The sequence below is a fragment of the uncultured Ruegeria sp. genome (genome assembly GCF_947504215.1).
GTDB lineage: Bacteria > Pseudomonadota > Alphaproteobacteria > Rhodobacterales > Rhodobacteraceae > Ruegeria.
Genome location: NZ_CANNGO010000024.1, coordinates 1 through 26,882, shown reverse-complemented (window position 1 = coordinate 26,882; position 26,882 = coordinate 1). Strand labels below are relative to the sequence as shown.

Here is a 26,882-nt window from a genome sequence, read left to right as displayed (position 1 = left end):
GCCTCCTATCTCGCCGCTGCAGCGGATGACCGATCTGACGGGCCGCGCCGCAGCATCAACACTGGGTGGTCAACGGCATCTGTGGGTGGCTCCTGCATTGCAAGCATTTTCTTGTGATTTCTGCGGTCATTTTCGTCAGTACCGTCGTCTGTCCGGCCTGTTTGCGTGGCATCATTGTCGCCACTGGCCCTAATGAATTCCGCGAGCGAGGTTCCAATCGGCTTATCGACCTCTTAGGGCCGCTGCCATTCCCGGAGTGTCCTGGCTCTTGGTTGATTTAATTCCGCATCATCACTTCAACGTCTTGCATCTCGTAGGCAGTCAGCGCGGTTAGAACGCAGGCTGCCGGTATTCCTGTTTCTTCGTGAGCATCGCGGACTTCCCCCTGACGGCAGATCCGCAGAGCTTTCTTCAGAGTATTTTTGGGCCTCATCTTTATTGAGGCCTATTTGAGCGCGACGCGGCATGTCGGTGTCGAGCAGCCACTCGATGATGAACATCCTAGTCAAAGCACAGACCCTTAAGTTGACACTGAGCACCAATGGCTGCTTCGACTGGCCGCACCGCAGCAACGGCATGTGGCGTTCAGGTCCGATATGGGCCGACGCCGCTTAACAAGGAATTTGCTGCGTATTTATTTTGACCTATTCGGGCAACCCAGCGCGCCTTAGGCCTTCCAGCCAATTTTCCCAGTCACCCGGCTCTCTAACCGGTACCATCTTGCGTACCCTCTCTATTGTCAGCCCTGGCATCGTTTCAAGCAATCGTGCAACAGCAAGCTGTGCTTCTTCTCTGCGTCCCAACATGCCTAACGCAGCTGCTTCTTGCCGCATTAGTGAGGCGTAGCCAGGGTGCTCTTTCAGCCCTTCGATCGCGTTTTCAAGGCAGAGATCGTATTGTCGGGCAATATAGGCACCGATCCCAAGTCCTCCACGCCAAAATGCTTTCAATGGATCGCGGGGACTAAGAGCCATCGCATGCTTGGCTGATTGCTCTGCTTTGTCGAATTCACCCGAAACGCCATACAAAGCTGCAATGTTGCCATATCCAATCGCTAAGTTTGGGTTCAAGTCGATGGCTCGCAACAAATAGATCAGAGCTTCATCGAATTTTCGTCCAAAGCACAAAGCCATGCCCAATATAGCATGAGCATTTGCATTTTGATCATCCAGTTGTACTGCAAGGCTGGCCTCAATTTCTCCTGCCTGGATTGCTTCGTTGGTATCTGTGCGCCACAAGTGAAGCATGCCTACAATGTGACTGAGAGCCAAAGCTGCGTGTGTTTCACTGTCGTCCGGATTACTTTCTAGTGATCGCTTTAGCAGATCATGGGCGATCCGATTGTTTTCGTTCGTGAATTTTCCAAGGTGCCATCTGGCTTGAAGCACTTTGTCCCAAGCACTGAGATTGCCTGATCGTTTCGAACGTGCACGTCGGGTTTCAGCGCCTATCGTCTCTGGTGCGACGGCCGAGACAATGGACTGGGTAATCTCGTCCTGAACGGCAAATACGTCGGTCAATTCCCGGTCGTATTTGGCGGCCCAAATGTGAGCGCCGCTCTCTCCGTCAATTAGCTGAGCAGTCACTCTCACCCGTTCGCCAGCTTTTCGCACACTGCCTTCCACCAGATACTTCACGCCTAGATCTTGGCAGACCTGATCGACCCGAATTGCCTGTCCCTTGTACGTAAAGCTTGTATTGCGCGCGATTACGAAGAAATCGCGGAAATGCGACAATGCAGTGATGATATCTTCAGCTATTCCGTCGGAGAAATACTCCTGTTCTGGATCAGACGACATATTGTCGAAAGCCAGTACGGCAATTGAAGCCTTTCCAGCATCAAATTTCGATGATGGTGGATGTGAGGTGTTAATGTCGCCCGGGGTCCAGTGAAAAACACGGATGGATGTTTCCATGTTTTTGAGTTTTTGCTCTCCATCATCTCGAAATCTTGCGTTGATTTTGCCCCTTAGACTGTCATGAACGATTCCGGAAATGCATACTCCACCTGGTTCAGCTATCGGTTCCAGCCTCGCAGCGATGTTAACTCCATCACCGTAGATATCCTCGCCCGTAGTGATCACGTCGCCCAGATTGATACCTATTCTAAGTTGGATCGGATTTTCGCTCTGAGTTTTGGCGCTTTTCTGGATGGCGATCGCGCAGGCAACCGCGTCCAGTACGCTGGCAAACTCCACCAACGCACCGTCGCCCATAAGCTTAACAATTCTGCCATTGTGCTGCGCAATCTGCGGATCGAAGCAATTGCGACGAAAAGCAATCAGCTGTTCCAGCGTGCCTTGCTCGTCACGCGACATCAATGCGGAGAATCCAACGACATCAGCGGCTAGAATGGCGGCAAGTCGACGCAAAAAGAACACCTTGTCTCAGGGGCAGTTAAGAGCGAAATCGCAAACCCATTCCACCAAACTATTAGGCGTTTGGCTATCCCACGCTTCACTAATTTTTGGTCCGAACTGAGAGATGGGCAAATTTGGCGTTGGGATTAGTGTTGTCCCGGAGTCTGTCGGTTCAACGACCCTCTCATTTCGCGGTTGCAGCGAATGGCGGCAATGTGGGCTGCGACTGCAGCATTCAGACGGGGTGCGCAATGTCCGCTAAGGGCCGAACCTCGTGTCAGTTTTTAGCGGGGCAGGGGGCTTTGCTGCAACGACACCGAGGTCAGCAGCGAGCCCCAAGTTCCAATTGCTGCGCTTTGCGCGAATGGCCGCAATTCAGACGGAGGTTGGCACAGCGATCAGCAGTTGATCCTCTTTGATGTTGCGAAGCTGATCCGTGAAGTCATCAACCGAAACAGACTTCCGCACCAGCTCAATCCATTCATCCTCAACGTGGCCAGAATAAAAGTGAAGTAGTATGCCAGCCTGTTGCACACCGTCGATTGCAATCACGTCGTGAATGACGTTCGTCCATAATTCAAAAGTGTCTGGTGCATTGAGTTGATGCTGTTGTTCAGCGCGGTCTTCTGCTTTCGTTCGATCGGCAATCCATCTGTCTATCTTCGTTGCCGACCAGCCTTTTTTCCTGAGCCTGGCAACATGTTTTGACCATTGGCTGTTCTGTTTTTCTATAGAATTCAATCCTGGCGAGAGGACTGTTCCACAGTCGCAATGTCCAACCGTTGTAAGGAAGTGGTGTTCGTCAGATTGTAACGCTTTGCGCAGCGAGGCGTTTTCTAATGGTCTCGCGCGTCGACCATGTCTGCGAAGCGCTACGTCGATCGCTTTGGTATCGCCACCCTTCACGACAATTGAAATGAAGAAACACATGCAGTCATCTTACTTAGGTTCTTGAGCACCCGAAAGGTCTCTCCCGGTCCAGAGATATGATCGTGCAAAGCAGACCTTGAAGCAGCCTCTGCGAACTCACGCTTTGTCCCGCTGACTGTGAGTTCGATCATCACCAGATTTCGCTTGCGTAGCGAATGGCCGGTATGCGGGCTGCGACCGCAGCATCGCGATGAAGGAACCATGGTCCGGAAAGGGCCGTCCTCGCAATCAGCCAATTGCAGGGCAGGGGGCTTTGCTGCAACGGCACCGAGATTAGTAACGAGCGCAATCTATCGGATGCCGCTCCTTGCACGAATGTCTGTCTTGGCTGGTTCGCCGACTGTACGCCCTATCATCCTTTCGGGCGAAATGGCTGCGCCAGAGAAACGGGGAAATCTAGGGCCATTGCTTGTCGGTTCTGCGAAATCAATACCAAGACAATGATAGTTGCCAGGTAAGGCAAAGAGGACAGGACTTCTGAAGGGATAGCAAGTCCCATCGCTTGTCCCTGCAATTGCAGGATCGTCATTCCACCGAACAACCAGGCGCCCAGAACGACACGTTTGGGTCGCCACGCTGCGAACACTACCAGAGCCAATGCGATCCAACCACGTCCCGCAGTCATATTTTCGACCCATAGGGGCGTATAGACCAATGACAAGTAAGCCCCGCCAAGACCAGCCATTCCACCGCCAAACATGACAGCAAGGTAGCGAATTCGGATTACGTGAAAGCCGATCGCGTGAGCGGAATCCGGGCTTTCGCCAATTGCGCGCAAAGTCAGCCCGGCCTTTGTTCGATAGAGGAACCAGCTTACGGCCCCAAACATAACAAACGAAAAATAGACCAGCGGATCATAGTGAAAGAACATTTCTCCAATCACTGGAATATTGGACAGTCCGGGGATGTCAATCGGTTGGATGGCCTCTACTGGGGTACTGCCGAAACCGCGACCGATAAAGGCCGACACCCCGGCACCGAATATGGCCAAGGCTAATCCTGCTGCGTATTGGTTGGTCATGAAGGTTAAAGCCAGCACTCCAAACAGAAGTGAAGAGGCCATACCAGCAAGAACGGCAATGACGACCGCCACAAACATAGGTAACCCGGCAAAATGCGCCCAGACGCCAAACGCGGCTCCAATCAGCATCATACCTTCGATACCGAGGTTTAGTACGCCGGATTTCTCCACGATGAGTTCGCCAAGAGCAGCAAATATCAGAGGTGTGGCCGCGATTATGGTGGCAGTGAATATGGAAACAAAAAGATCCATCAATGAGCCCTCATTGCTATTTTGCGAAAGCGGAAGTTGATGAGAAAGTTGCTGGCCAGAAGAAAGAACAGCAGCATTCCCTGAAAAATGAGGGCAATCGAAGATGGCAGCCCCAGTGACAACTGGACTGTTTCACCACCCAGGTAGAGCAGCGACAACAACAGCCCGCCCAACACGATGCCAATTGCGTTCAAACGCCCGATGAAGGCTACAATGATTGCGGCAAAGCCATATCCTGGTGAGATTTGTGGTGAAAGCTGCCCGAGTGGGCCAGCAACCTCCATCATGCCGGCGAGCCCGGCCGCCGCACCAGACGCCAGCAAACCAATCCAGATTGAAGCGGAACTGCTGAAGCCAGCAAACCGGGCGGCGGAGGGCGCCGCACCGCCGACTGACATTTTGTAACCAAGAAAGCTGCGCTCAGTGAACACCCACGTCAGGACAACAACGACAACTGTTATGAAGATACTGGTGTTGAGACGATAGGCGTAGTCAAACACTCCGAACATGCCTTGATTAGGCAATAGTGCCGTCTGCGGGAAATTGAATCCTTCGGGGTCACGCCAGGGACCATGAACGAGCCACGACAATATGAGTGCTGCAATGTAGGTCAGCATCAAGGTTACCAGAATTTCATTAGTGTTCATCCGGTCGCGCAAGAATGCTGGAATTGCAGCCCAGGCCATGCCACCGATAACACCCGCAACTGCCATCAAGGGCAGCAACAAACCGCTTTCCTGAAAAGGTAGGAAAAGCCCAACGCCAGTGGCCGTTATCGCCCCCATAATCAATTGACCCTCTGCGCCGATATTCCACACATTTGCGCGGAAACCGATGGACAGGCCGCAGGCAATCAAAATCAATGGCGACGCTTTCAGAAGCCATTCAGACAGACCGTTCTTCGTCGTAAGAGGTTCGACGAAAAAGGTGTAAAGCGTCAGGAAAGGATTCAGGCCAAGCGTCAGGAAAAATATTGAACTGATAACTATGGTTAATCCGGTCGCAATCAACGGCGCGGCAAGCGCCATCTGACGTGAAGGCTCGGCACGAGCCTCGATCTTAAACAGCATAGTCAAAGCCCTCTGTTGTTGAGCCAGAATCATTGGTTTGGCTCCCGATTCCGGTCATGAGGAGCCCCACGTCTTCGACATCAGTTTCGGCCCGGTTAAGCGATTGAGACAGTTTTCCATGGCAAATGACGTAGATGCGGTCGCAACTCTCGAAGAGTTCTTCCAATTCTTCGGAAATCACGATCACCGCCTGCCCACTGCGACTGATGTCGATCAGTGTTTGACGAACATGGGCGGCTGCACCAACATCAACGCCCCACGTTGGCTGCGAAATCAACAGAGCTCGGGGATCGAGCTCGATTTCACGTCCGACGATGAACTTTTGCAAATTTCCGCCTGAAAGACCGTGTGCCTTTGCCTCAGGCCCATTGGCTTTGACTTTGTACTTGTCAATGACATGAGATGCGAATTCACGCGCCTTCTTTCGGTTGGCCATTCCATGTTTGACCATGCCCTTTCGATGCGCTGTTAAAAGTGCGTTTTCAGACAATTCGTAAGGCGGAACTGCACCACGACCCAACCGTTCTTCGGGAACAAAGCCGAGACCCAGATCTCGCCGCTTACCCGCATCGAGATGTCCGATGGGCCGGCCTTCCAAAACAACATCTTCTGCGGCATTTGTAATTCGTTCGCCACTGATCGCTGCCGCCAATTCACCTTGCCCATTGCCAGAAACACCGGCAATGCCAACAATTTCACCTCCATATGCCTCCAGGGAAATTGACTTTAGAGACCTACCGGTGACAGACTCAGCTTCCAGGGTCAGGTTACTCACTGACAATATCGGCGCGTTACTTAACTCAGACGACTCGACCATCATTTCTGGCAGATCGCTTCCAACCATCATTCGTGCAAGCTCGGCTGATGTTGCCTTGCGCGGGTCAGTTTCGCCGGTGACCTGGCCGTTGCGCAGAACCGTTGCAGACTGACAAAGATCCCGAACTTCGTCGAGCTTGTGACTGATGTATAAAATACTGCAACCTTCGTCTGACAATTGCCTGAGCGTTTCGAAAAGCTTCTGTACTGCCTGCGGTGTCAGCACCGAAGTAGGCTCATCGAGGGATCTGTTGCAAAGTTTCTTACTGATCGAAGTGGCGCACATGATCCGCAAAGATCAGCTCACGCCCGGAATCTGTCCGTTTCGTCAATTTGCAGAACTGGCGGCATGAGTCGCGGGTTCGGTGCCAACTCTTCGATCAGTAAGAAACTTTGCAACAGATCCCTGTCAAACGTCCCGCTGTTCGCGGGCGCGTTACCGTTTATGAACTGGACCTAAAGCAGATCATGATCGATACGACCGAGGTCTGGCCGTTGATCGGCCGTGATTTTCAGGCACGGATGACCGAGGAGCCTGAGGTCGAGACCAACATTGTACCGTTTAAAACCAAACCCGCCGCTCCGGAGGACGCGGATGGAACGATCTGGTCACAGGTTCAAACGATCCTTCACGGGTGTGATCCGGAGCTTTGGAGCAGTTGGTTCCAGCATCTGAGCGAAGTTGAGAGGGCAGGGGGGTGCGTTACCTTGATCGCGCCCTCGCGTTTCATGGCAGACTACATTGCTCAGAAGTGGTCTGCGCGCTTATTGGCTGCCTACAGTCGGGTAGATCCAGAGGTCAGAACCTTGCGCATAGATGCGACCGAGTAAACTGTTGCTGGCTTCGCGTTTGTCGGTGTGCCGGAACCGGGTGGCATGAGACCTGCATTTCATGTTGACGGTAAAACCAAGTGATCCATGATCTGGCACAAAGAGACGTGTGTGAAGGGCTGCACGCAGCTGAAAAACCAATTGGGGAAGGGAATGGTTGCTTACACCGTGTCGAAAGCTGAATTGGAAGCTGCTTTCGACAGACTACCAATCCAAAATTGCATGGTGACCGTTGATGCCACCCCTGCGAAACACTGGGCTGGTCTGTATTGGGTTTCTACCGCTGAGTTCAGAAGGGTAGTATCCCCGAAGTTTAACCTTGTAAATCTTCTACTGAATGGAATAAATGCAAGGTATGATCGAGCGCGGTGATAGAAAATCAGTTGAAGCCTCTCTGGAGAACCAGGCGGGCGTCGTCCTGCTTGGGCCGCGGCAAGTCGGGAAGACAACACTCGCGCAGGACATCGCTGAAAGTCGTGACGCTGTCTATCTTGATATGGAGAGATCTGCTGATCGCCAGGTGCTCGAAGAGCCAGACCTCTATCTCGACGAGCAGGTTGGACGCCTGGTGGTGATCGATGAGGTTCAGCTTATGCCAGGCCTGTTTAAGGCATTACGCGGTCAAATTGACCGGCGACGAAGACAAGGGCATCGGACTGGGCAATTCCTGCTGCTGGGTTCGGCCTCGAACACGCTTCTGCACCAAAGCGCAGAATCCCTGGCCGGCCGGGTCAGCTATCACGAGCTGACGCCTTTCATCTTGTCGGAAACCGGAGCGCACACGATTTCCGCGCTGTGGTTGCGGGGTGGGTTTCCCGACAGCTTCCTTGCGAAAAACGACCAGACCAGCCTGACATGGCGCGAGGATTTCATCCGAACCTATCTGGAACGCGATGTTCCGGCTTTCGGGTTGCGCATTCCAGCGGAAACACTGCGCCGGTTTTGGACGATGCTTGCTCATGACCAAGGCGGGTTGCTCAACGCAGCAAAACTTGCGGGAAACCTTGGTGTATCGGGCCAGAGTGTTGCGCGCTATCTTGATTTGCTGGTCGACCTGATGCTGGTTCGTCGCTTGCAGCCCTGGCATTCCAATGCCGGAAAGCGTCTGGTCAAATCTCCCAAGGTTTATATTCGCGATTCCGGGCTGGCCCATGCGCTTCTTGGGATCGAGACACAGGAAGACCTGCTTGGGCACCCGGTTGTCGGCGGCAGTTGGGAAGGATTCTGTATCGAGAACCTGATCGCCGCGGCACCACGCGGAACAGAAGCAAGCTTCTACCGCTCTTCCGCTGGGGCTGAGGTGGATTTGATGTTAAAGCTTCCCCGAGGCGCCCTCTGGGCCATAGAGATCAAGCGGACGACATCTGCCAAGGTAACGCGCGGGTTTCACATCGCGACAGAAGAATTGGACGTCTCAGAACGCATACTTGTCTATGCAGACGAAAAGGAAGTGCCGGGGCAGGGGGGGGTACGGGCAATGTCCCTCATAAGTGCAATGGAACGGCTGGCGTCCGCAAAGGCGTAATAGCGACCGGGCCGATGATAGCGGGTTCGAAATTGAACGTTTTAGCTCACAAAAGGCGGAACTTTGTTGCAATTGAAAGTACCGTCATAACGGCGGAAAGCAGCCATTCGCTGCGGGTGCAAAGTCGCAGCTTCAGGTCGACGAAAGCGGACCTTAGACGTCCAGACAGTATACACTGTGCCGGGTGGGCGTTGATGCTAGGCGTCGACGGTAAACTCGACCTTGCGTTTGATCTTCAGGCCCGACGTTCGAGTGCGGCTGCGGTATCCCACAGGCAAGAGCTCGCGTTGTTTTTTTGCGCAGTAAAAAATGGTGGGAGTAGGCCAAGCAGAGCGCTGATCTTGCCAGGCCAAATCATGGTTCCTAGGATTATGCGCTCAGGGGCGCCATTGTGCGCAATAAGATATGGAATCAATCTGCGGCGGACTCATTGAGGTCTACTTGCCTGAATCAATTTGGCCGAAACACTATCTTTAAGGGTTTGATATGAGATCTATTTTATTGCAGCTAGATGTCGGGATACGGATCCATTGCAAGGCGTGGTCGAATACTCCAGTGGCGCGTGGGCTGCAACTGACAATCTACACCAACGCGAGCAATGGTCCGTCGGCACGGATTGCTCGACAGTTCTGACGGCTTCCATCTCCAAAACCTATCAGATGAGAGATCAGGGGATGTCCATTCCATCAGAGCCCTTCTGCACCTAGCCGCTATCTACCCCAGAGCATCGGATAAAGGACCAATCACTAGGCCGCCATTGCCCTAAACGCTCCGATCTTTCCGCTAGACTGTTGCCCCCTTGATACGGATCGCAGAACCCAGTGTCCCGGCACACAGACCCACAACAATGGCGATCAAAAGTTCGGTCGTTGCAACATTGGCAAAGTCCCAATGGGCAAACAGCAGCGTCGCAACAATGCTGATCAAACCGCCCATCATGGCCCCCAGCCAGAGGCGGCGCGTCATCATGCCAAGTGCAAGGCCCAGAATGCCTGGAAGGCCCATGATGTTGCCTCCGATTGTTCCCAGAAGTTCCAACATATTTTGCCCCTTTTCAGTCCGACTGTGTGGTCAGATATGACCGGATTTCAGTGCTACCATCGGCCACCTGTTGCTGCAGTTTTCCGGTGGTTTCGCTGGCCAGAGCATCGGTGATTTTCTGGTATTCTTCCTGATAACCCTGCGGCAGGCTGTGTGCGATGCCTTGGTGGCAGTCGATGCAGGTCATGCTGTTGTCAATTGCCCGCTGATGTTCCGATGCAGCGCGTGCTTCTTGAATGGTGAAATCCATATAATCGAAGTTATGGCAGTTGCGGCATTCACGGCTGTCAGACGCTTTCATCTTTTTCCAGACGGTCGAGGCCATACTTAGCCGGTGCGCTTCGTATTTCTCGGGTGTGCTGATGGTTCCGGCAAGCTCGTGATACACATCCTTAACGGCCATGATCTTGGCTTTGATCTTGTGGTTCCATTCATGTGGCACGTGGCAGTCAGAGCAGATTGCGCGAACGCCCGAGTGGTTGTTGTAGTGGATCGTCTCACGATATTCGCCCAGATTGGTCTCCATCGTGTGGCACGAGGTACAGAACTCCTCGGTATTGGTCAGTTCCAGTGTCCAGTGGAACCCGCCCCAGAACATAATACCGGCCAGAAAGCCTGAAAGTATCAGAAAGCCGGAGCTGAACATCACAGCCGGCGTCCAGATCGCGTTCCAGATGCGGCCTATCCAACCGCGTTTTTCGGGGGAGTCTGCCATCTTGGTGCTCCTTTCAGACATGCGTTGGATTAATTGTTGGAAGAGGGCTCAAACACGTTGTCGACCAGCGCCGGAGCGTCTGCCTGGGGCACGTGGCACTGGTTGCAGAAATAGCGGGTCCCGGCGATGTGATCCAACTCATTGCCGTCACGGTCCAGATAATGGGTCATCGACAGGGTCGGCGCATTGCGTTCCCCGGCTTTGGTCCAGTCATGGCAGGACAGGCATTGATTGGTGCGCACATCAATCTGGTACTGCTCGATCGAGTGGGGGACCAGCGGTGGTTGCTGGCGATAGTTGCGCTGCATCCGTCCTTCCACGTTTTTGTGGATCTGGTCCAGTGGAATGGGTTCATCCACCTCGGCGCCACGCAGGGTTTGCACCGGCGCAGATTGCGCAAGGACGAACCCGCTCAGGAATACAACGGGGATCAGGGCGACGACACCTGTCAGGATTGGCTTGTTCATCTCGGCACTCCCTTAAATAGGTCTGGCTACGCGCGGTTCAGGCGCGGGAACTGGATCGGAAGGTGCGGCGACTTGGTCGTCGAACCGGTGAGTAAATTTGAAGACATCAACTGCACAGACATCGCTACAGCGACCGCAATTTGAGCAGTCGGTTGACAGGATCAGCGGCGTGGCATCCGGCTTGCCTTTCAGTGCGGGCGAAATGATGTGGTTTTCGGGGCAGACGGCATAGCAATCCATGCAATCGTCACAGGCCGAGCGGTTAACCGCGCTGACCCGCAACAGGCTTTTGGCGCCGATCAGGCCATAAAACGCACCGACCGGGCATATGTGGCCGCACCAGCCGTGGCGGGCGACAAATACATCAAAGACAAAGATCGCAACGACCATGGCCCAGACAAATCCGGCCTCAAAGATCAGGCCGCGATGCAGCATGGTGATTGGGTTGATAATCTCCCATGCGATCACGCCGGTGAGGCCAGAAACGATCAGCGCCGTGGCCAATATCCACAACCGCGTGCCTCGTTTGGGTTGCCAGCCTTTCGGCAAATCCAACCGCCTGTGCAGCCAGTTTGCCGCGTCGGTCACCGGGTTGATCGGACAGACCCAAGAACAATAGACACGGCCCCCGATCAGCGCATAGGCCACCACGACGATCAAGCCGCCAATCAAAGCGGTCAGTGTCGGCCAATGCCCGGCGATCATGCTTTGCAACAGGATGAATGGGTCCGTCAGCGGCAATACACCTAGGGTCTGCGATCCTGCCAAGGTGCCTTTAACGACCCAAATGCCAAACCAGGGCCCCAACAGGAACAGCACCAGAAAGAACAGCTGACTGATACGGCGCAGTATCAGGTATTTATGCGCGCCGACCCAGCCTTTGACCGCCACGGCCTCTTGGCCTATGGGCATATGTGTGCGGATGGTCATTGTCCCACCCCTGGAAGACCATAGCCGGGTTCAAAACCACCAGGTGCGATCAGGTTGTCGACCCCCGGGCCGGGCAGACGGTCGGGTAGGTCGATTATGCCTTCGACAACCGGCGCGCCCTTGGCATCTTTTTCTTCCCAACCTTTGCGGTAATGATCCGCGCTGCTGCCGCGCGCAAGACGTGCTGGCAATACCTTGATTGCGGCTTCTGGCAGAACACAGCTTTTTTCACACATGCCACAGCCAGTGCAGCGGTCGGCATGTACGGTTGGGATAAACATCGCATGGTGGCCCGAGCGGGCGTTATGCGCCGTTTCCAGCGTGATCGCTTCGTCAATCACCGGGCAGACTCGGTAACAAACGTCACACCGCAAGCCTAGGAAGTTCAGGCAGTTTTCCTGATCCACCAAAACCGCGACGCCCATTTTGGCATCGTCAATGTTATCCAACTTGGGATCCAGCGCACCGGTCGGGCAGGCGGCAACACAAGGAATATCGTCGCACATTTCACAAGGCACATCGCGAGCAGTAAAATATGGCGTGCCCGTCGCCCCGGCATCCGACCCAAGCTCGGCCAATTTCAAGGTATCATAGGGGCAGTCTCTCACACACAGCCCGCAGCGGATGCAGGCCGACAAGAACTCCCGTTCTGGCAACGCGCCGGGGGGGCGCAAAGCTTCGGCCGACAATGCACGGGCGTCGCGGGCCAGCCAGGCCAGCAGTGACCCGGCGACCACACAGCCGCCTGCTGCGCGCGCCGAATCCTGAAGGAAGCGGCGACGTTTCGGCGAAAGGGGTGTCTCGGCGAGTGGCATGGGGATTACCTTTGCGATCCTTGCCGATTACGCGCGTTCGACCTTACAGGCGCATTTCTTGTAGTCGGTTTCTTTTGACAGCGGGCAGGTTGCGTCCAGCGTCAGCTTGTTGGTCAACTGATGCTCATCAAACCACGGCATAAAGACCAAGCCGCGCGGCACTTTGTTGCGGCCCCGCGTCTCGACGCGGCTGGTAACTTCGCCGCGACGGGTCGACAGCACAATTTCCTGACCACGGCGCAAGCCGCGATCCTTGGCGTCCTGCGGGTGCATATAGACAACCGCCGACGGGTAAGCGCGGTGCAGTTCCGGCACCCGACGTGTCATCGAACCCGAATGCCAGTGTTCCAGCACGCGACCGGTTGACAGCCACAAATCGAATTCCTCATCCGGCTCTTCAGCGGCGGGTTCATAGGGGGCAAAGATGATCTTGGCCTTGCCGTCCTTGTGACCATAGAACTTTACGTCCGCACCTTCGGGCACATAGGGATCATACCCCTCGCGGAAGCGATAAAGTGTTTCCTTGCCGTCCACGACGGGCCAGCGCAGACCACGGGCCTGGTGGTATGTTTCAAAGGATGCAAGGTCATGGGCGTGGCCGCGGCCAAACTCGGCATACTCCTCGAACAGACCCTTCTGAACGTAGAAGCCGAAATGCTCGGATTCGTCGTTGTCAAACCCCTCGGCGGTTTCGGACAACGGGAACTTGTCCACCGTTCCGTTGGCATAGAGCACGTCATACATGGTTTTGCCACGGTGTTCAGGCATTTTGGCCAGAAGCTCTTCGTCCCAGACCTCTTCTACGGTGAAGCGTTTCGAAAACTCCATCAGCTGCCACAGATCCGATTTTGCCTCACCCGGTGCCTTCACCTGCTGGCGCCAGAACTGCGTTCGGCGTTCCGCGTTGCCATAGGCGCCTTCTTTCTCAACCCACATGGCCGTGGGCAGGATCAGGTCGGCAGAGACGGCCGTGACCGTAGGGTAGGGGTCAGAAACGGCGATGAAGTTTTCGGGGTTGCGGTAACCTGGGTAGCCTTCCTCGTTGATATTGGGTGCCGCTTGCATGTTGTTGTTGCACTGGACCCAATAGGCGTTCAGCTCGCCATCCTTCAGCTTGCGGTGCTGCAAGACGGCATGGAACCCGGGTTTGGGTGGAATGGTGCCTTCGGGGATGTTCCAGGCAGTTTCGCAGATCTGACGATGTTCGTCATTTGCCACCACCATGTCAGCAGGCAGCCGGTGGGCGAACGTGCCCACCTCACGCGCGGTCCCACAGGCCGAGGGCTGACCGGTCAGCGAGAAAGGCGAATTTCCGGGTTCTGAGATCTTACCCACCAGCAGGTGTACGTTATACATCAGCGAATTCACCCACGATCCGCGGGTGTGCTGGTTGAAGCCCATGGTCCACAAGCTCATCACTTTGCGGTTCGGGTCTGCATATTGCTGCGCCAGCTTCTCAAGTTTATCGGCGGGCACGCCAGACAGTTCGGCTGTGTATTCCAGCGTGTAAGGTGCGACCGCCTCGGCGTATTCTTCAAAGCTGATCGTCTCGAGCTTGCCCGAGTTTGGGTTCTCTGCCTCTTGCTGCAACGCGTTCGTATCGCGCAGACCATAACCGATATCGGTGGCGGTCTTGGTGATGTTGACGTGTTTATTGACAAACTCTTCGTTCACCGCGCCATTCTGGATGATGTAGTTGGCGATATAGTTCAGGATCGCCAGATCGGTCTGCGGGTTGAAAACCAAGCCATTATCGGCCAGCTCGAACGAACGATGCTCAAACGTTGATAGCACGTGCACCTCGCATCCCGGCTTGGTCAGACGCGTGTCGGTTAGGCGGGACCACAGGATCGGGTGCATCTCGGCCATGTTTGACCCCCACAACACAAAGGTATCCGCGTGTTCGAGGTCGTCATAGCAGCCCATCGGTTCATCAATGCCGAAGGTGCGCATGAAACCCACAACCGCGGACGCCATACAGTGCCGCGCGTTGGGGTCGATATTGTTGGACCGGAACCCGGCTTTCATCAATTTCGAAGCAGCATAGCCTTCCCAAACCGTCCATTGGCCTGACCCGAACATGCCGACACTGGTCGGGCCCTTCTTGGCCAGCGCCTCTTTCCACTTGGTGGCCATGACGTCAAAGGCTTCGTCCCAACTGACCGGCTCAAACTCACCGTTCTTGTCATATTCGCCGTTGGTCTTGCGCAGCAGTGGGGTGGTCAGGCGATCCTTGCCGTACATGATCTTTGACAGGAAATAGCCCTTGATGCAGTTCAGCCCGCGATTGACCGGCGCGTCAGGGTCACCCTGAGTGGCGACAACACGCCCGTCCTTGGTACCGACCAGCACAGAACAGCCGGTGCCACAGAACCGGCAGGCGGCCTTGTCCCAGCGAATTTCAGGGGCGCCCACCTGCGCGGCGGCCTTACCAGTGGCCAGAGGAATACCTGCGGCAGAGGCCGTAGCTGCGGCCGCTGAGGCCTTGAGGAATGTCCGACGAGTTTCTGATATGGTCATAGCGGGGGCCTCCGGCTGGTGGTTTGGCTTGGGGCATCGGGATGCGGATGGCTGTCCGCAGTGTCTTCGAAATGGTGGTATGTCAGCGTCAGGGAAATCACCCCGGGGATCTGGTGCAGGTCCATGATGATCTCGGACGCAAGGCGTGTCGGCGTGTCTTCAACAACAATAACGAAACGGCCGTCTTCGGCCTCGGCGTGAATTTCGACACCGACAGTGTCTTTCATTGCCTCGGACGCCGCCAGTGCCTGCGCTGGCGCGATATGTAAAAGGCATCCGCAGATATTCATTGGCTGACTTCCGTTTGAGATACGATTTTGCGTTTCAATGTGACGGCATCGACCGGGCAAGACGCCATACACGACCCACAGCCAGTGCAGGCGTCGAGGTCTAAAGATGGATCCGCGCGGCCACCCAGTTGCAGCCTGAAGCTGATGGCGTTTTGTTCACAACTGTCCTGACACACCCGGCAGCTGACACCATTGACAGACAGACAAGACGATGCCTCGACCGACGCGCGCCACGGCCAGGCTTGCAGGTGTTCTATGTCAAGGGCATCCGTGGGACAGGATTGGGCGCAACTCCCACAAAAAGTGCAGGGACCCTCGGTGGGTTGAAACACCGGATACCCATCCTGACCAATGGCAATCACACTTTCGGGGCAAGCTTCGACACAGTCGCCACATTTACTGCATTGATCTGCAAAACCAGGCACAACCGAACCCGGAGGTCGAACAAGATTACTGTCCTCCCGGAATGCTGTGACGCCCAAAAACGCGCGTCGGCTGGTCAGTTGACTCATATCGCGTTGACCTGGCTACCATTGATTCCTTTTTTGAGTTTACTGCATAATCGTTCTGAGGCTGGTACGTTTTGATCCAGATCATAATTTGAGCGCATCGTTCTTAGTCGTTTTGAGCTATTTGACGTCTGGAATGCCACCATCCGTGCTGCTTGAAACCAGATGAGCGATGACACAACAAAGTCAAACCGCCATCTGTCTCAAAACATCTGATGACGTATAGGCAAGCGCTGCGCGAAGTGCAGAGCTATCCGACCATGCTTGACATGGTCTGCGCTGGCGAAGGTATCAGCATTGGGACGATCAGAATCGAGGACCAGCTGATCGCTTCCGGAAAACTGGTGTGTATTGGCCCTCCGGTCAGCCGCACGGGCTTTGGATATTATCTGGTCTATAGCGAACGCCAAAACAGCGATCCGTCATTTCAAAGGCTCAAGGCGAACTTGATCCGGAGGACTTCCTAGGTCCAATGGCCTAGAAAGCCAGAGGTTTTGACGCATTCAAGCCGCTTACACCCACTGTTTCCGATGACCGCGCGATCACCAAACCGGACTTTGGCTTTTACATCTCCAACGGAAGGTTTGTCCCGCGAGCCGGTCATTGCCAAAGTGAAAATGCTGCGGGCTGCGACCTCGGAATTGACAGATGTGAGTCAACGGCAGCAATGGGCCGTGCCGACCTGCGAGTTTCTTAGTAGGTGCTCATTTCTCCCAACACAGCTTTGAACGTTCAAAAAGACAAAAGTCTGCAATAAGGGGCCATCTGTCTCAGTTCTGATCCACCCAACACCTTTTAGATTGCCTTTACAAAACAATGAATGAATTAATGTCGGACATTATAGTATATTTTGTCCGACATTAACTGTATTGTTGGAATCAACTTGATTCGGAGCCTCCGCACGTGACAGAAAATTTGCCACCTCAGGAACAGAGAGATGACGCAGGCAATTCGCTTAAGGAGTTGCCCTCCGGCAGCACCAGCCGGGATGTTCTGGATGCGCTTTCCGCGATGATTGATGTGGAAGGTTTGAAAGTCGGTGACCGTCTGCCGCCGGAAGTAGAAATTGCGCGCCGGCTTGGAATTGGGCGGGCAAAAGTCCGCGAGGCCCTGACGAGTTGGCAGAACATGGGCATCGTTGTTCGCAACAAGAAAGCCGGGACACGTTTGGCGGCGGAGGTGTCGGCAAATGCGATCCATCTTCCTCTGACGTTGAAGCTTGAAGCAGAGAGCCTTCTACGGACCCACGCTGTACGCAGACCGTTAGAAATCGAAGCGGCAAGGATGGCGGCGCTGAACCGTACTGAGGCGCAGGGCCGCTTGATTACGGCCCGCGTTGCCGAGCTTATAGCCACACATGCCGCCGGCGAGGATTGGCGTCAGGCTGACTATCGGTTTCACTCGTCACTGCATGACGCCTGCGGAAACCCTCTGTTCGGGCAATTGATCTGTCAGATCCAGCAGGGCTTTAACGAGGTCTACGAAGCACCGTTCGGCCAGCCGCATCTGGGTCAGGCAACAATCCCAATCCACACCCAGCTTGCCGAGGCGGTTGTATCGGGGAATGCAGACGAAGCTGGGCGGATAGTCGGTGAAATCATGGACATGGTCGAAGCAGAAATTCTCCAGATTATGGAGAACCAGAATGCCTGATCATAGAGACATCGCAACCCTCCTTGCAAAGGTACTTCCAGACGCAGATGGAGCGGTGACGCCACCAATCGTTCAAACCTCGCTGTTTACGTTCGATAGCTACCAAAGTTTCGAAGACAGGATGGCAGGCCGGTCGGATTCTGCAATCTACACCCGCGTCGAAAACCCAACCGTCGCAGCGTTTGAAAAGCTCATGGCTGAAGCCGAGCAAGGTGAGGCAGCGGTTGGTTTTGCTTCCGGGATGGCAGCCATTTCCTCAACGCTATTGGCATTCGTCAAACCCGGCGATCGGATCGCCTGCGTTAGACATGTCTATCCGGATACCTACCGGTTTATGGAACGTCTGCTGCGCCCGTTTGGCGTGCATATTGAATACCATGCGCCGGAACGTTTTGTAGATGACCCTGAGTTGCTGGCTGATGTGACACTGGCCTATCTGGAAAGCCCTGGATCGGTCGTCTTTGAAGCAATAGACCTGCGTCGTGTCGCCGAACACGCCAAACGTCACAATGTGTTGACGATGGTCGACAATTCCTGGGCCAGTCCGGTGTTCCAACGCCCGCTCAAAATAGGCATCGACATCGTCATCCACTCTGCCTCGAAATATATCTCGGGGCACTCGGACACGGTTGCGGGCGTGGTGGTCGCCTCCTTGGACCATATTGCTCGCATCCGTGATCTGACCCTTCCTTTGCTCGGCGCGAAACTGGCGCCCTTTGAGGCATTCCTGCTGACGCGAGGCCTGCGTACTTTGCATGCGCGCATGATGCAGCATCAGGCGGCGGCCAACATGTTCGTTGATCGCCTGGCCGCAATTCCACAGGTTCGGCAGGTCAATTCACCCGGTGCAAACGACGTTCCCGGGTTGACGGGGCGGTCTGGACTTATGTCGATCGAGTTCGATGACAGCGTCGACATCGTAAAATTTTCCGATGCTTTGAGTCTGTTCCGCCTCGGCGTGAGCTGGGGTGGTTTCGAAAGCCTGATCCTACCGGCACGCGTCGGCCTGGCTCAGGCGGGCGAGCAAAATTCAATGCAGAAGTTTGGCGTCTCGCCCAATCTGGTACGCCTGAATCTTGGGCTCGAGTCAGCTGACGATCTCTGGGCGGATTTCACATCAGCACTCGCAAAAAGCACCGCTTAAAAATGCGCCCCGCGCAGAAATCAAAACCAACTGGAGGAAAACATGAAAAAACTACTAGCAGGAATGACAGCCGCTGCCGTGCTGATGGGCTCGGCCTCTTATGCCGAAACCACACTGAAACTGGTTGAGGTGATCACTAGCCCCGAGCGTACCGAGGTGCTTCAGGGGATTGTCGATGAGTTTGAGGCCAATAATCCTGACGTCGCGGTTGAGATCGTCTCGCTTCCATGGGGCAGCGCATTTGAAAAACTGGCCACAATGGTGGCGGGTGGCGACATCCCGGATGTGGTTGAAATGCCCGACACGTGGCAGGCTCTCTACGCCGGATCTGATCAGTTGGTCAGCCTCAAAGACCATGTAGCCGGATGGGACCAGGGAGCAACTCTGACCGACAAGACCGTCGCGATGGGCAGTCAGGCGGGCGATCTCTATATGATCCCGTACGGCTTCTACCTGCGGGCAATGTTCTACAACAAGAAACTGCTGGCCGAAGCGGGTGTCGACACCCCACCGACAACGATGGAAGAATTCAAAGCGGCCTCGGCTGCTGTATCCGAACTTGATGGCAAATACGGGTATTGCTTGCGCGGAGGTCCCGGCGGCACCAATGGCTGGATCATGTTTGCCGCTGCCATGAACGGTACGAACGAGTTCTTCACCGAAGACGGCATCAGCCGCATCAACGAGCCCGGCTCGGTGGAAGGCATCCAGTTCATGATCGACATGTACCAAAACGGACATGCACCCAAGGACAGCGTCAGTTGGGGTTTCAACGAAATCGTGGCTGGGTTCTATTCCGGCACTTGCGCGTTTCTTGATCAGGATCCTGATGCGCTGATCGCAATCGCCGAGCGGATGCCAGCGGAAGATTTTGCAGTTATTCCTATGCCGGTTGGGCCTTCGGGCAAAGCGTTCCCGACGATTGGTTTTGCAGGTTGGTCGATCTTCAATGCAACCGAACACGAAGATGAAGCCTTTGATCTTGTTGCGGCGCTGTCCTCGCCAGAATCCAACGCCACTTGGGCAAAGCGGGTTGGCGTTATTCCAATCCACAAAGGCGCTGATCAGGATCCTCACTTCCAGACCGAGCAGTTCAAAGGCTGGTTCGAGGAACTGAATGGCGAGCAATATGTGCCGACCACGATGCCAACTAACCTTGAACAGTGGGGCTATTTTGGCAGCACACTTTTGCTGGAAACCAGCCAGGAAGCCTTGTTGGGGCAGCGCAGCGCTCAGGATGTCGCGGATGAGTGGGCTGAGTTCCTCACCGATGAGCATGCCAAATGGAAAGCAAACCAGTGATCGCCCGCGCTAAAAAAACTGTCAGGCCCGGGGAAACCCGGGCACGACGCTCTCTCTACCTGCAATATGTGGTCGAGCCGTTCTTCTATCTATCACCGGCAATCCTTTTGATCGGCGCTGTGATCATGTTCCCGCTGATCATCGGGATTTCCTATTCGTTCCAATCCATTGAGCTGTTGAAGCCGCTTGCCTCCGGCTGGATTGGTCTCGAAAACTACATCGATCTCTGGAGTGATCGCAAATTCTGGATTGCGATGGAGAACACACTGTTCTGGACCTTCTGGTCGATTACGTTCCAGTTCTTACTTGGCCTGGGCCTTGCCATGCTCCTGAACACTCAATTCTTTGGAAAAAAGCTGTTTCAGGCCCTCGTTTTCCTGCCATGGGCCGTTCCGACCTTTCTGTCCGCCCTAACTTGGGCATGGCTGTTCAATCCTGTCATTGGGCCGCTGCCGCATTGGTTGGCCGCGCTTGGCATCCTGTCAGAGCCCTACAACATTCTTGGCGATCCCGATCTTGCAATGTGGGGTCCCATCACAGCGAATATCTGGTTTGGTGTGCCATTCTTTGCCATAACGTTGCTAGCCGCGCTGCAATCCATTCCCGGTGAACTGTATGAGGCTGCCGAAGTCGATGGCGCTTCCCCGTGGCAGACATTCACCAAGATCACGCTGCCGTTCCTGGCCCCGATGATTGCAATTACGGTTATGCTGCGCACCATCTGGATCGCCAATTTCGCTGACCTGATATTTGTTATGACTGGCGGCGGCCCCGCCAACTCCACGCAAATCTTGTCGACCTACATTTTCACCACCGCTTTCCGTAAGTTGGATTTTGGATACGCGTCGACCATCGCCGTGGCGCTGTTGGTGATCCTGTTGATCTACGCCGTCATCCTGCTCTGGCTTCGCAAGAAGCTGGTCAAGATCTGAGGAGTTGGCCATGTCAGCGATTAAGAAACGCCACCCCGCCATGGTCGCGGGAAAATATGCAGCGCTCGCTTTCTACCTGATCTTTGCGCTGTTCCCGCTTTATTGGTTGCTGAAGATCGGATTGACGCCGGATGCGCTGATTTATTCAGAAGGCACCTGGTTGTTTCCAAGCGAGGTCACATTTTCAAACTTCACAACGGTCATTTTTCAGACCGACTTTTTGGCCTACTTCCGAAATTCGCTTGTGGTGTCCTTAGGTGCGGCCTTTTTTACCACACTGTGCGCTGCGGGCGCGGGCTATGCCTTTTCGCGCTTTGTGTTCGCGGGCAAACGTATCATCATTGCATTGATGCTGGTCACACAGATGTTCCCACTGCTGATGATCATTGCACCGATCTACAAGATCGTCGCTGATCTGGGGCTGCTGAATTCGCTGATCAGTCTGATTATTGTCTACACCGCCTTCAACATCCCCTTTGCGACGTTCCTGATGCAGTCTTTTTTCGACGGCATACCAAAGGACCTTGAAGACGCCGCGATGATGGATGGCTGTTCACGGTTTCAGGCATTGCGCAAGGTGGTATTCCCGCTCACATTACCGGGCTTGGGAGCGACCCTCGGGTTTGTTTTTACTGCCGCTTGGTCAGAATTACTGTTTGCGCTGATGTTGATCTCCAAGAACGACGCAATGACCTTCCCGGTTGGGCTGCTGACATTTGTCTCCAAGTTTTCGGTCGATTGGGGACAAATGATGGCGGCCGGTGTACTGGCGCTGATCCCAAGCTGTCTCTTCTTCATCTTCATTCAACGTTATCTCGTGCAGGGCCTCACGTCCGGCGCAGTCAAAGGATAGGAGGCCAGATCATGGCACGTATCGAACTTCGTGACGTAGCAAAACGATATGGATCCGTTGAGGTCCTGCGCGACATCAACCTCGAGATTCAGGATGGTGAGTTCATCGTTCTGGTCGGTCCGTCGGGCTGCGGCAAGTCCACTCTACTGCGCATGGTGGCCGGTCTTGAGCCGATTTCAAGCGGCGACTTCCTGATCGATGGCGAGCGTATGAATGACGTGCGTCCAAGGGATCGGGACATCGCGATGGTGTTCCAATCCTATGCTCTCTATCCGCATATGGATGTCGCGCGGAATATGGGTTTCTCGATGGAAATCCGCAAAGATCCGGTGGCAGAGCGCAAATCAAAGGTCGCTCAGGCGGCAGAGACTTTGGGTCTGACCAACCTGACGGATCGTTTGCCCAAGGCTTTGTCGGGTGGTCAGCGCCAACGCGTTGCCATGGGCAGAGCCATCATCCGTGATCCGCAGGCCTTCCTGTTCGACGAGCCTCTGTCAAATCTCGACGCGGCACTGCGTGTCGAGATGCGGTTGGAGATCGCGCGGCTTCATCAGAAACTCAGCGCGACCATGATCTACGTGACCCATGATCAGGTTGAGGCTTTGACGTTGGCCGACCGGATCGTTGTCTTGAACGGCGGGGATATCCAACAGGTCGGCAGCCCATTAGAACTCTATGAACGACCGGCCAATAAATTTGTTGCCCAGTTCATCGGCTCACCCACCATGAATGTCATGCCCGTCATTGGCACCGACACGGGTGTGACTGCCGGGAACGGAGCCGAAATCGAGCTTCCTGGTCAAACACTTACCGCGCAAGCGAAAGAGCTGGGTGTGAGACCAGAGCATATTGATGTCGTGGACAACGGTACCGGTGATCTTTCGGCCTTGGCTGATGTTGTTGAACATCTGGGCTCGGACACGAACATCTATGTCAACGTCGAAGGCATTGGGTCAATGATGGTGCGCAAGCATGGTAATATCCCCGTAAAGTCTGGCGAACAGCTTGGTCTGCGCATTCAGATAGAAAACGCTCATCTTTTTGCCGATGACGGCACAGCTTTGCGACGGGTCGCCTGAGATGAGGAACGAATTGGGAATTCGGGCAGCGCTTGAGAAAAAGACGCTCTGGCTGTCATCGTGGATGATCCACAATGCCAACAACATTCGCGCCAAAGGTAGGATCAAGGTGGGTGGCCATCAGGCGTCTTCGGCCTCGATGAATGCGATCCTGAACGCTCTATATTTCGATGTGCTGCGCCCCCAGGATCGCGTTGCAGTCAAACCGCACGCGAGCCCGGTCTTCCATGCGATCCAGTATCTTCTTGGAAACCAGAGCCTGCAGCAGTTGCAGGATTTCCGCGGCCTTGGAGGCGCACAACCCTATCCATCGCGCACCAAGGACAAGGATGATGTCGACTTCTCGACCGGGTCGGTCGGGATGGGTGTTGCAATGACGGCGTTTGCCAGCCTGACGCAGGACTACCTGGCCGGTCACGGATGGCTCAACCAGCCCAAAGGCCGAATGATCGCGTTGGTTGGCGATGCTGAGCTGGACGAAGGCAATATCTATGAGGCGCTTCTCGAAGGCGCCAAACATGGCTTGCGCAATTGCTGGTGGGTCATTGACTATAACCGGCAGTCACTTGATGGGGTTGTCACCGAAGGGTTAAACGCGCGGTTCCGCGATATTTTCATCGCTTGCGAGTGGGAGGTGATCGAGCTGAAATATGGTTCGCGCATGCAGGCCGCTTTCAGACGACCGGGTGGTGAGAATTTGCGCGACTGGATCGATAGCTGTGACAATGCGCTTTATTCGGCTTTGACGTTCAAAGGTGGCGCCGCATGGCGCGCGCAGCTGGAGCAGGATTTCACCGGCAATAATGAGGCGCTGGCGCTGGTGGCGGATCATGATGATGACGCACTTGCGCAGCTGATGGGCAATCTGGCGGGGCATGATGCGGCACTGATGTCCGAGACGATGAAGGCCATCGATCACGACCGCCCGGTCTGTTTCATCTGCTACACGGTGAAAGGTCACGGGCTGCCCCTTGCTGGACATAAGGACAATCACGCCGGGATCATGACCACGGCGCAGATTGAAGGTCTGCGCGATGATTTGGGGATAGATGCGGGCCATGAATGGGAACGCTTTGCGGGCATCGGTGTTGACCAAGAAGACGTTCAGGCGTTTCTGAACAATGTCCCTTTTAATGCCAAGGGGCGTCGTCGCCACATCGCTAACCCGATCAGGGTTGATGAAGTGGCCCGGCCAAGGATCAAGGACTTTGCCTCCACTCAAGAAGCATTCGGGCAGATATTGTCGGCCATCGCTAGTGAAGCGCTGGCCCTCGCCGAGCGGATTGTCACCACTTCACCCGATGTCTCGGTTTCGACCAATCTGGGGCCTTGGATCAACAAGACGGGCCTGTTTGCAAAAGCTGAGCAAAGCGATGTGTTTCGCGATCAGGAAATCCCTTCGACGCAAAAGTGGCGCAGGCATAGGGACGGGCGGCACATCGAACTTGGCATCGCTGAGAACAACCTGTTCACGTTCTTGGGCGCGCTTGGTTTGTCTCATTCACTGTTTGGCGAGCGGTTATTTCCGGTCGGGACGGTCTATGATCCGTTTATATGCCGTGGGCTCGATGCCCTGAACTATGCTTGTTATCAGGATGCGCGTTTCATGTTGGCTGCGACCCCCTCTGGCGTATCGCTTAGCCACGAGGGCGGCGCACACCAATCCATTTCGACTCCTTTGATCGGTATGGCACAGGATGGGCTTGCAACATTCGAGCCTGCTTTTGCGGACGAACTGAACGTGATCATGCGTTGGGGGTTCGAATATTTGCAACGGGATTGCGCAGCACCTCAGGCCGAACAAAACTGGCTGCGCGACGAAACGGGTGGGTCTGTGTATCTGCGCCTATCCACAGTACCGCAAGAACAAATCGGGCGCGAAATGACCGGTGACCTTGTGCAAGACGTGATTGCGGGCGGGTACTGGATGAGACCCCCAACAGCAACAAGTGCGGTCGTGCTGGCCTACACAGGTGTTGTCGCACCCGAGGCCATTCAGGCCGCAGGACTACTATCCGGTGACGTTCGAGACGTTGCCGTATTGGCTGTGACATCCGCAGATCGGCTGAACGCAGGATGGCAGGCTGCAGAGCGCGCCCGACAACGCGGCGATCATACGGCGCTTTCACATATCGAGAAACTGTTCGCCAATGTACCGCGTGACGCTGGTTTAGTCACCGTCGCAGATGGTCATCCGGCGGGTCTCAGCTGGCTTGGTGGAGTGCACGGGCACCGCACCAAATCTCTGGGTGTGGAACATTTTGGACAGGCTGCAACAGTAGAAGACATCTATCATCTGCATGGAATTGACGCGAATGCCATTCTGCATGCAGCCCGTGCGTTGTTGCCGGGCCGCGGCGCACGCTACATTGCACCTCTCGCGGGGTGAAAAAGATGATCAAAGACCAACCTCTGCCTCCCGGTGCGCAATCCGAACCTGGGTTTTGGCTTGAGACCTCCAATCACCGTAACTGGTTGATGGATCAGGCTATGCGGCAGCTTGAGTTCTTCAGTGCGAGTTGCCGGAATGAGCCCGGGTTCTTCATTCTCGGTCACGATGGCACTCCACAGCCCGGCCAGCTGCAGGAATTGCACACGACAACGCGTCTGGTTCATTCCTATGCATTGGGGCATCTTACAGGTTTTCAGGGCGCTGAACGGATCATTGATCACGGCATGGCATATCTCGAAAGCCACCACAGAGATCGGGACCATGGCGGGTATCTCTGGGCGCTGGAGGGAGATCGGATCAAGGATGATCGCAAGCTTGCCTACGGGCATGTCTTTGTTCTTCTTGCCTCTGCAAGCGCGAAGCTGGCGGGTCACCCGGATGCAGACCGCCTGATGGCGGATGCCCGCGAGGTCTTGGATCAACATTTCTGGGATGAAGACGCGGGATTGTTCTGCGACGAGTGGAATAGGGATTGGACCCCTTTTTCCACATATCGCGGAATGAATGCGAATATGCATGGTGTTGAAGCGATGCTGTCTGCCTATGAGGCGTTCGGAGATGAAATATACCTCTCCCGTGCCGGTCGCATTCTGGACTTCTTCATCAACAAGATCGCAGCTGGGGAAAACTGGCGGTTGCCTGAGCATTACACGTCTGAATGGCAGATTGATCATGACTATGCGGGTAACCCGATGTTCAGGCCTGCCGGAACGACTCCTGGTCATTCGTTTGAACTCGGCCGACTTCAGCTTCAGCACTGGGATCTGTCGGGACGGCCGGAATCCAATGCGCCCGAAACAGCGCGCCGCTTGATTGAACAGGCATTGAATGATGCCTGGTTACCCGGTGGCGGATTGGCCTACACGCTGGACTTTGATGGCCAGGCTGCCAACGGCTCCCGGTTTTGGTGGCCGATCACCGAAGCAATTGGAGCAGTCGCCGCGCTGATTACTCTGGACAAAATGCCGGAAGACGAGATTTGGTACAGGAAGCTCTGGACCTATGCCCGTGATACGTTCGTGGATCATAAGAATGGCGGTTGGTTTCCAGCGGTAGATGAGAATGGGAATGTCGTGACATCCATCTTTGATGGGAAGCCCGACATTTACCACTCATTGCAGGCCTGCTTCTTCCCTCTTTCTGGACGCCTGTCGCGGATGATGCTTCCCTAGCTGACACGCATACTTGAAAATCGACCACACAAACTCGTTGAATGTCAGGTTCGTCTACAATTAGATTCTGCAACTGCAGCGAATGGCCGGTCTGGTGAAGCTGCACTGCGGCGCTGACGACGAAGATGGATGTCTCCTTTGGGCCGCCACCTCATAGGCGGCTCGAATATTATGGCGACGGGCAGGATACAGCCTGTTACAAT

General features: G+C 54.9%; 25 protein-coding genes and 1 pseudogene. 12 read left to right on the top strand and 14 right to left on the bottom strand.

Annotation, left to right across the window (positions count from 1 at the left end; genetic code table 11):
* Positions 1 to 193, top strand: a 193-nt coding sequence (locus Q1B21_RS22090) for a hypothetical protein (protein ID WP_299893214.1), incomplete at its 5' end; no start/stop codon positions are given.
* A 177-nt stretch (positions 194 to 370) separates the two neighbouring features.
* On the opposite strand, the pseudogene Q1B21_RS22085 reads toward Q1B21_RS22090, so the two are convergent.
* The 6 genes and pseudogenes from Q1B21_RS22085 to Q1B21_RS22060 all read right to left on the bottom strand — a co-directional run.
* A pseudogene (locus Q1B21_RS22085) lies at positions 371 to 536 on the bottom strand (Tn3 family transposase); the annotation flags it as partial.
* A 108-nt stretch (positions 537 to 644) separates the two neighbouring features.
* Complete coding sequence (locus tag Q1B21_RS22080; RefSeq protein WP_299893212.1) at positions 645 to 2,372, bottom strand: adenylate/guanylate cyclase domain-containing protein; 1,728 nt, start codon at positions 2,370 to 2,372, stop codon at positions 645 to 647.
* A 363-nt stretch (positions 2,373 to 2,735) separates the two neighbouring features.
* The gene (locus tag Q1B21_RS22075) at positions 2,736 to 3,290 is read right to left on the bottom strand and encodes a hypothetical protein (protein ID WP_299893210.1); all 555 of its coding nucleotides are present in this window, start codon (positions 3,288 to 3,290) and stop codon (positions 2,736 to 2,738) included.
* Positions 3,291 to 3,642: 352 nt separating this feature from the next.
* Positions 3,643 to 4,563, bottom strand: coding sequence for an ABC transporter permease (locus tag Q1B21_RS22070; RefSeq protein ID WP_299893208.1), 921 nt, complete (start codon positions 4,561 to 4,563; stop codon positions 3,643 to 3,645).
* Positions 4,563 to 5,591, bottom strand: a complete 1,029-nt coding sequence (locus Q1B21_RS22065) for an ABC transporter permease (RefSeq protein ID WP_299893206.1) — start codon at positions 5,589 to 5,591, stop codon at positions 4,563 to 4,565. Before Q1B21_RS22065 ends, Q1B21_RS22070 begins: the two co-directional genes overlap by 1 nt.
* A gap of 31 nt (positions 5,592 to 5,622) precedes the next feature.
* Positions 5,623 to 6,735 carry an ATP-binding cassette domain-containing protein gene (locus Q1B21_RS22060; RefSeq protein ID WP_299893204.1) on the bottom strand — a complete coding sequence of 371 codons (1,113 nt, stop codon included), beginning with the start codon at positions 6,733 to 6,735 and terminating at the stop codon, positions 5,623 to 5,625.
* 107 nt (positions 6,736 to 6,842) lie between these two features.
* Between Q1B21_RS22060 and Q1B21_RS22055 the strand changes: the two genes are divergently transcribed.
* A complete protein-coding gene (locus tag Q1B21_RS22055; RefSeq protein WP_299893201.1) occupies positions 6,843 to 7,280 on the top strand; it encodes a DnaA N-terminal domain-containing protein in 438 nt (145 codons plus the stop codon).
* Positions 7,281 to 7,626: 346 nt separating this feature from the next.
* Complete coding sequence (locus Q1B21_RS22050; protein ID WP_299893199.1) at positions 7,627 to 8,805, top strand: ATP-binding protein; 1,179 nt, start codon at positions 7,627 to 7,629, stop codon at positions 8,803 to 8,805.
* Between the two features lie 783 nt (positions 8,806 to 9,588).
* Here Q1B21_RS22050 and Q1B21_RS22045 read toward each other — a convergent pair.
* From Q1B21_RS22045 to napF, 8 genes are read right to left on the bottom strand one after another with little or no spacing between them, the layout of a single operon-like run.
* A complete protein-coding gene (locus Q1B21_RS22045) occupies positions 9,589 to 9,846 on the bottom strand; it encodes a hypothetical protein (protein ID WP_299893198.1) in 258 nt (85 codons plus the stop codon).
* A 13-nt stretch (positions 9,847 to 9,859) separates the two neighbouring features.
* Positions 9,860 to 10,561, bottom strand: a complete 702-nt coding sequence (locus tag Q1B21_RS22040) for a NapC/NirT family cytochrome c (RefSeq protein WP_299893196.1) — start codon at positions 10,559 to 10,561, stop codon at positions 9,860 to 9,862.
* Between the two features lie 29 nt (positions 10,562 to 10,590).
* Positions 10,591 to 11,028, bottom strand: a complete 438-nt coding sequence (locus Q1B21_RS22035) for a nitrate reductase cytochrome c-type subunit (RefSeq protein WP_299893195.1) — start codon at positions 11,026 to 11,028, stop codon at positions 10,591 to 10,593.
* A 12-nt stretch (positions 11,029 to 11,040) separates the two neighbouring features.
* The gene (napH, locus tag Q1B21_RS22030) at positions 11,041 to 11,958 is read right to left on the bottom strand and encodes a quinol dehydrogenase ferredoxin subunit NapH (RefSeq protein WP_299893193.1); all 918 of its coding nucleotides are present in this window, start codon (positions 11,956 to 11,958) and stop codon (positions 11,041 to 11,043) included.
* Positions 11,955 to 12,773, bottom strand: a complete 819-nt coding sequence (napG, locus tag Q1B21_RS22025; RefSeq protein ID WP_299893192.1) for a ferredoxin-type protein NapG — start codon at positions 12,771 to 12,773, stop codon at positions 11,955 to 11,957. Before napG ends, napH begins: the two co-directional genes overlap by 4 nt.
* A 27-nt stretch (positions 12,774 to 12,800) precedes the next feature.
* A complete protein-coding gene (napA, locus tag Q1B21_RS22020; protein WP_299893191.1) occupies positions 12,801 to 15,293 on the bottom strand; it encodes a nitrate reductase catalytic subunit NapA in 2,493 nt (830 codons plus the stop codon).
* Positions 15,290 to 15,583, bottom strand: coding sequence for a chaperone NapD (locus Q1B21_RS22015; RefSeq protein WP_299893189.1), 294 nt, complete (start codon positions 15,581 to 15,583; stop codon positions 15,290 to 15,292). Before Q1B21_RS22015 ends, napA begins: the two co-directional genes overlap by 4 nt.
* Positions 15,580 to 16,095: a ferredoxin-type protein NapF gene (napF, locus tag Q1B21_RS22010; RefSeq protein WP_299893187.1), complete on the bottom strand. Its 516-nt coding sequence runs from the start codon at positions 16,093 to 16,095 to the stop codon at positions 15,580 to 15,582. Before napF ends, Q1B21_RS22015 begins: the two co-directional genes overlap by 4 nt.
* A gap of 212 nt (positions 16,096 to 16,307) precedes the next feature.
* On the opposite strand from napF, the gene Q1B21_RS22005 reads away from it, so the two are divergent.
* The 9 genes from Q1B21_RS22005 (at position 16,308) to Q1B21_RS21965 (ending at position 26,679) form a co-directional block, all read left to right on the top strand.
* Positions 16,308 to 16,559: a hypothetical protein gene (locus Q1B21_RS22005; RefSeq protein ID WP_299893185.1), complete on the top strand. Its 252-nt coding sequence runs from the start codon at positions 16,308 to 16,310 to the stop codon at positions 16,557 to 16,559.
* A 436-nt stretch (positions 16,560 to 16,995) separates the two neighbouring features.
* On the top strand, positions 16,996 to 17,745 hold the full coding sequence (locus Q1B21_RS22000; protein WP_299893183.1) for a FadR/GntR family transcriptional regulator: 750 nt from the start codon (positions 16,996 to 16,998) through the stop codon (positions 17,743 to 17,745).
* The gene (locus Q1B21_RS21995; RefSeq protein ID WP_299893181.1) at positions 17,738 to 18,889 is read left to right on the top strand and encodes an aminotransferase class I/II-fold pyridoxal phosphate-dependent enzyme; all 1,152 of its coding nucleotides are present in this window, start codon (positions 17,738 to 17,740) and stop codon (positions 18,887 to 18,889) included. Before Q1B21_RS22000 ends, Q1B21_RS21995 begins: the two co-directional genes overlap by 8 nt.
* A gap of 42 nt (positions 18,890 to 18,931) precedes the next feature.
* Complete coding sequence (locus Q1B21_RS21990; protein ID WP_299893179.1) at positions 18,932 to 20,191, top strand: sugar ABC transporter substrate-binding protein; 1,260 nt, start codon at positions 18,932 to 18,934, stop codon at positions 20,189 to 20,191.
* Positions 20,173 to 21,123 carry a carbohydrate ABC transporter permease gene (locus tag Q1B21_RS21985; RefSeq protein WP_299893177.1) on the top strand — a complete coding sequence of 317 codons (951 nt, stop codon included), beginning with the start codon at positions 20,173 to 20,175 and terminating at the stop codon, positions 21,121 to 21,123. The genes Q1B21_RS21990 and Q1B21_RS21985 overlap by 19 nt, the downstream gene beginning before the upstream one ends.
* A 10-nt stretch (positions 21,124 to 21,133) precedes the next feature.
* Positions 21,134 to 21,976 carry a carbohydrate ABC transporter permease gene (locus Q1B21_RS21980; protein ID WP_299893176.1) on the top strand — a complete coding sequence of 281 codons (843 nt, stop codon included), beginning with the start codon at positions 21,134 to 21,136 and terminating at the stop codon, positions 21,974 to 21,976.
* 11 nt (positions 21,977 to 21,987) lie between these two features.
* Entirely contained in the window at positions 21,988 to 23,055 is a 1,068-nt protein-coding gene (locus Q1B21_RS21975) for an ABC transporter ATP-binding protein (RefSeq protein WP_299893174.1), read from the top strand.
* Position 23,056: 1 nt separating this feature from the next.
* Entirely contained in the window at positions 23,057 to 25,444 is a 2,388-nt protein-coding gene (locus Q1B21_RS21970) for a transketolase (RefSeq protein ID WP_299893172.1), read from the top strand.
* 5 nt (positions 25,445 to 25,449) lie between these two features.
* A complete protein-coding gene (locus Q1B21_RS21965) occupies positions 25,450 to 26,679 on the top strand; it encodes an AGE family epimerase/isomerase (RefSeq protein WP_299893170.1) in 1,230 nt (409 codons plus the stop codon).
* Positions 26,680 to 26,882: the final 203 nt, after the last annotated feature.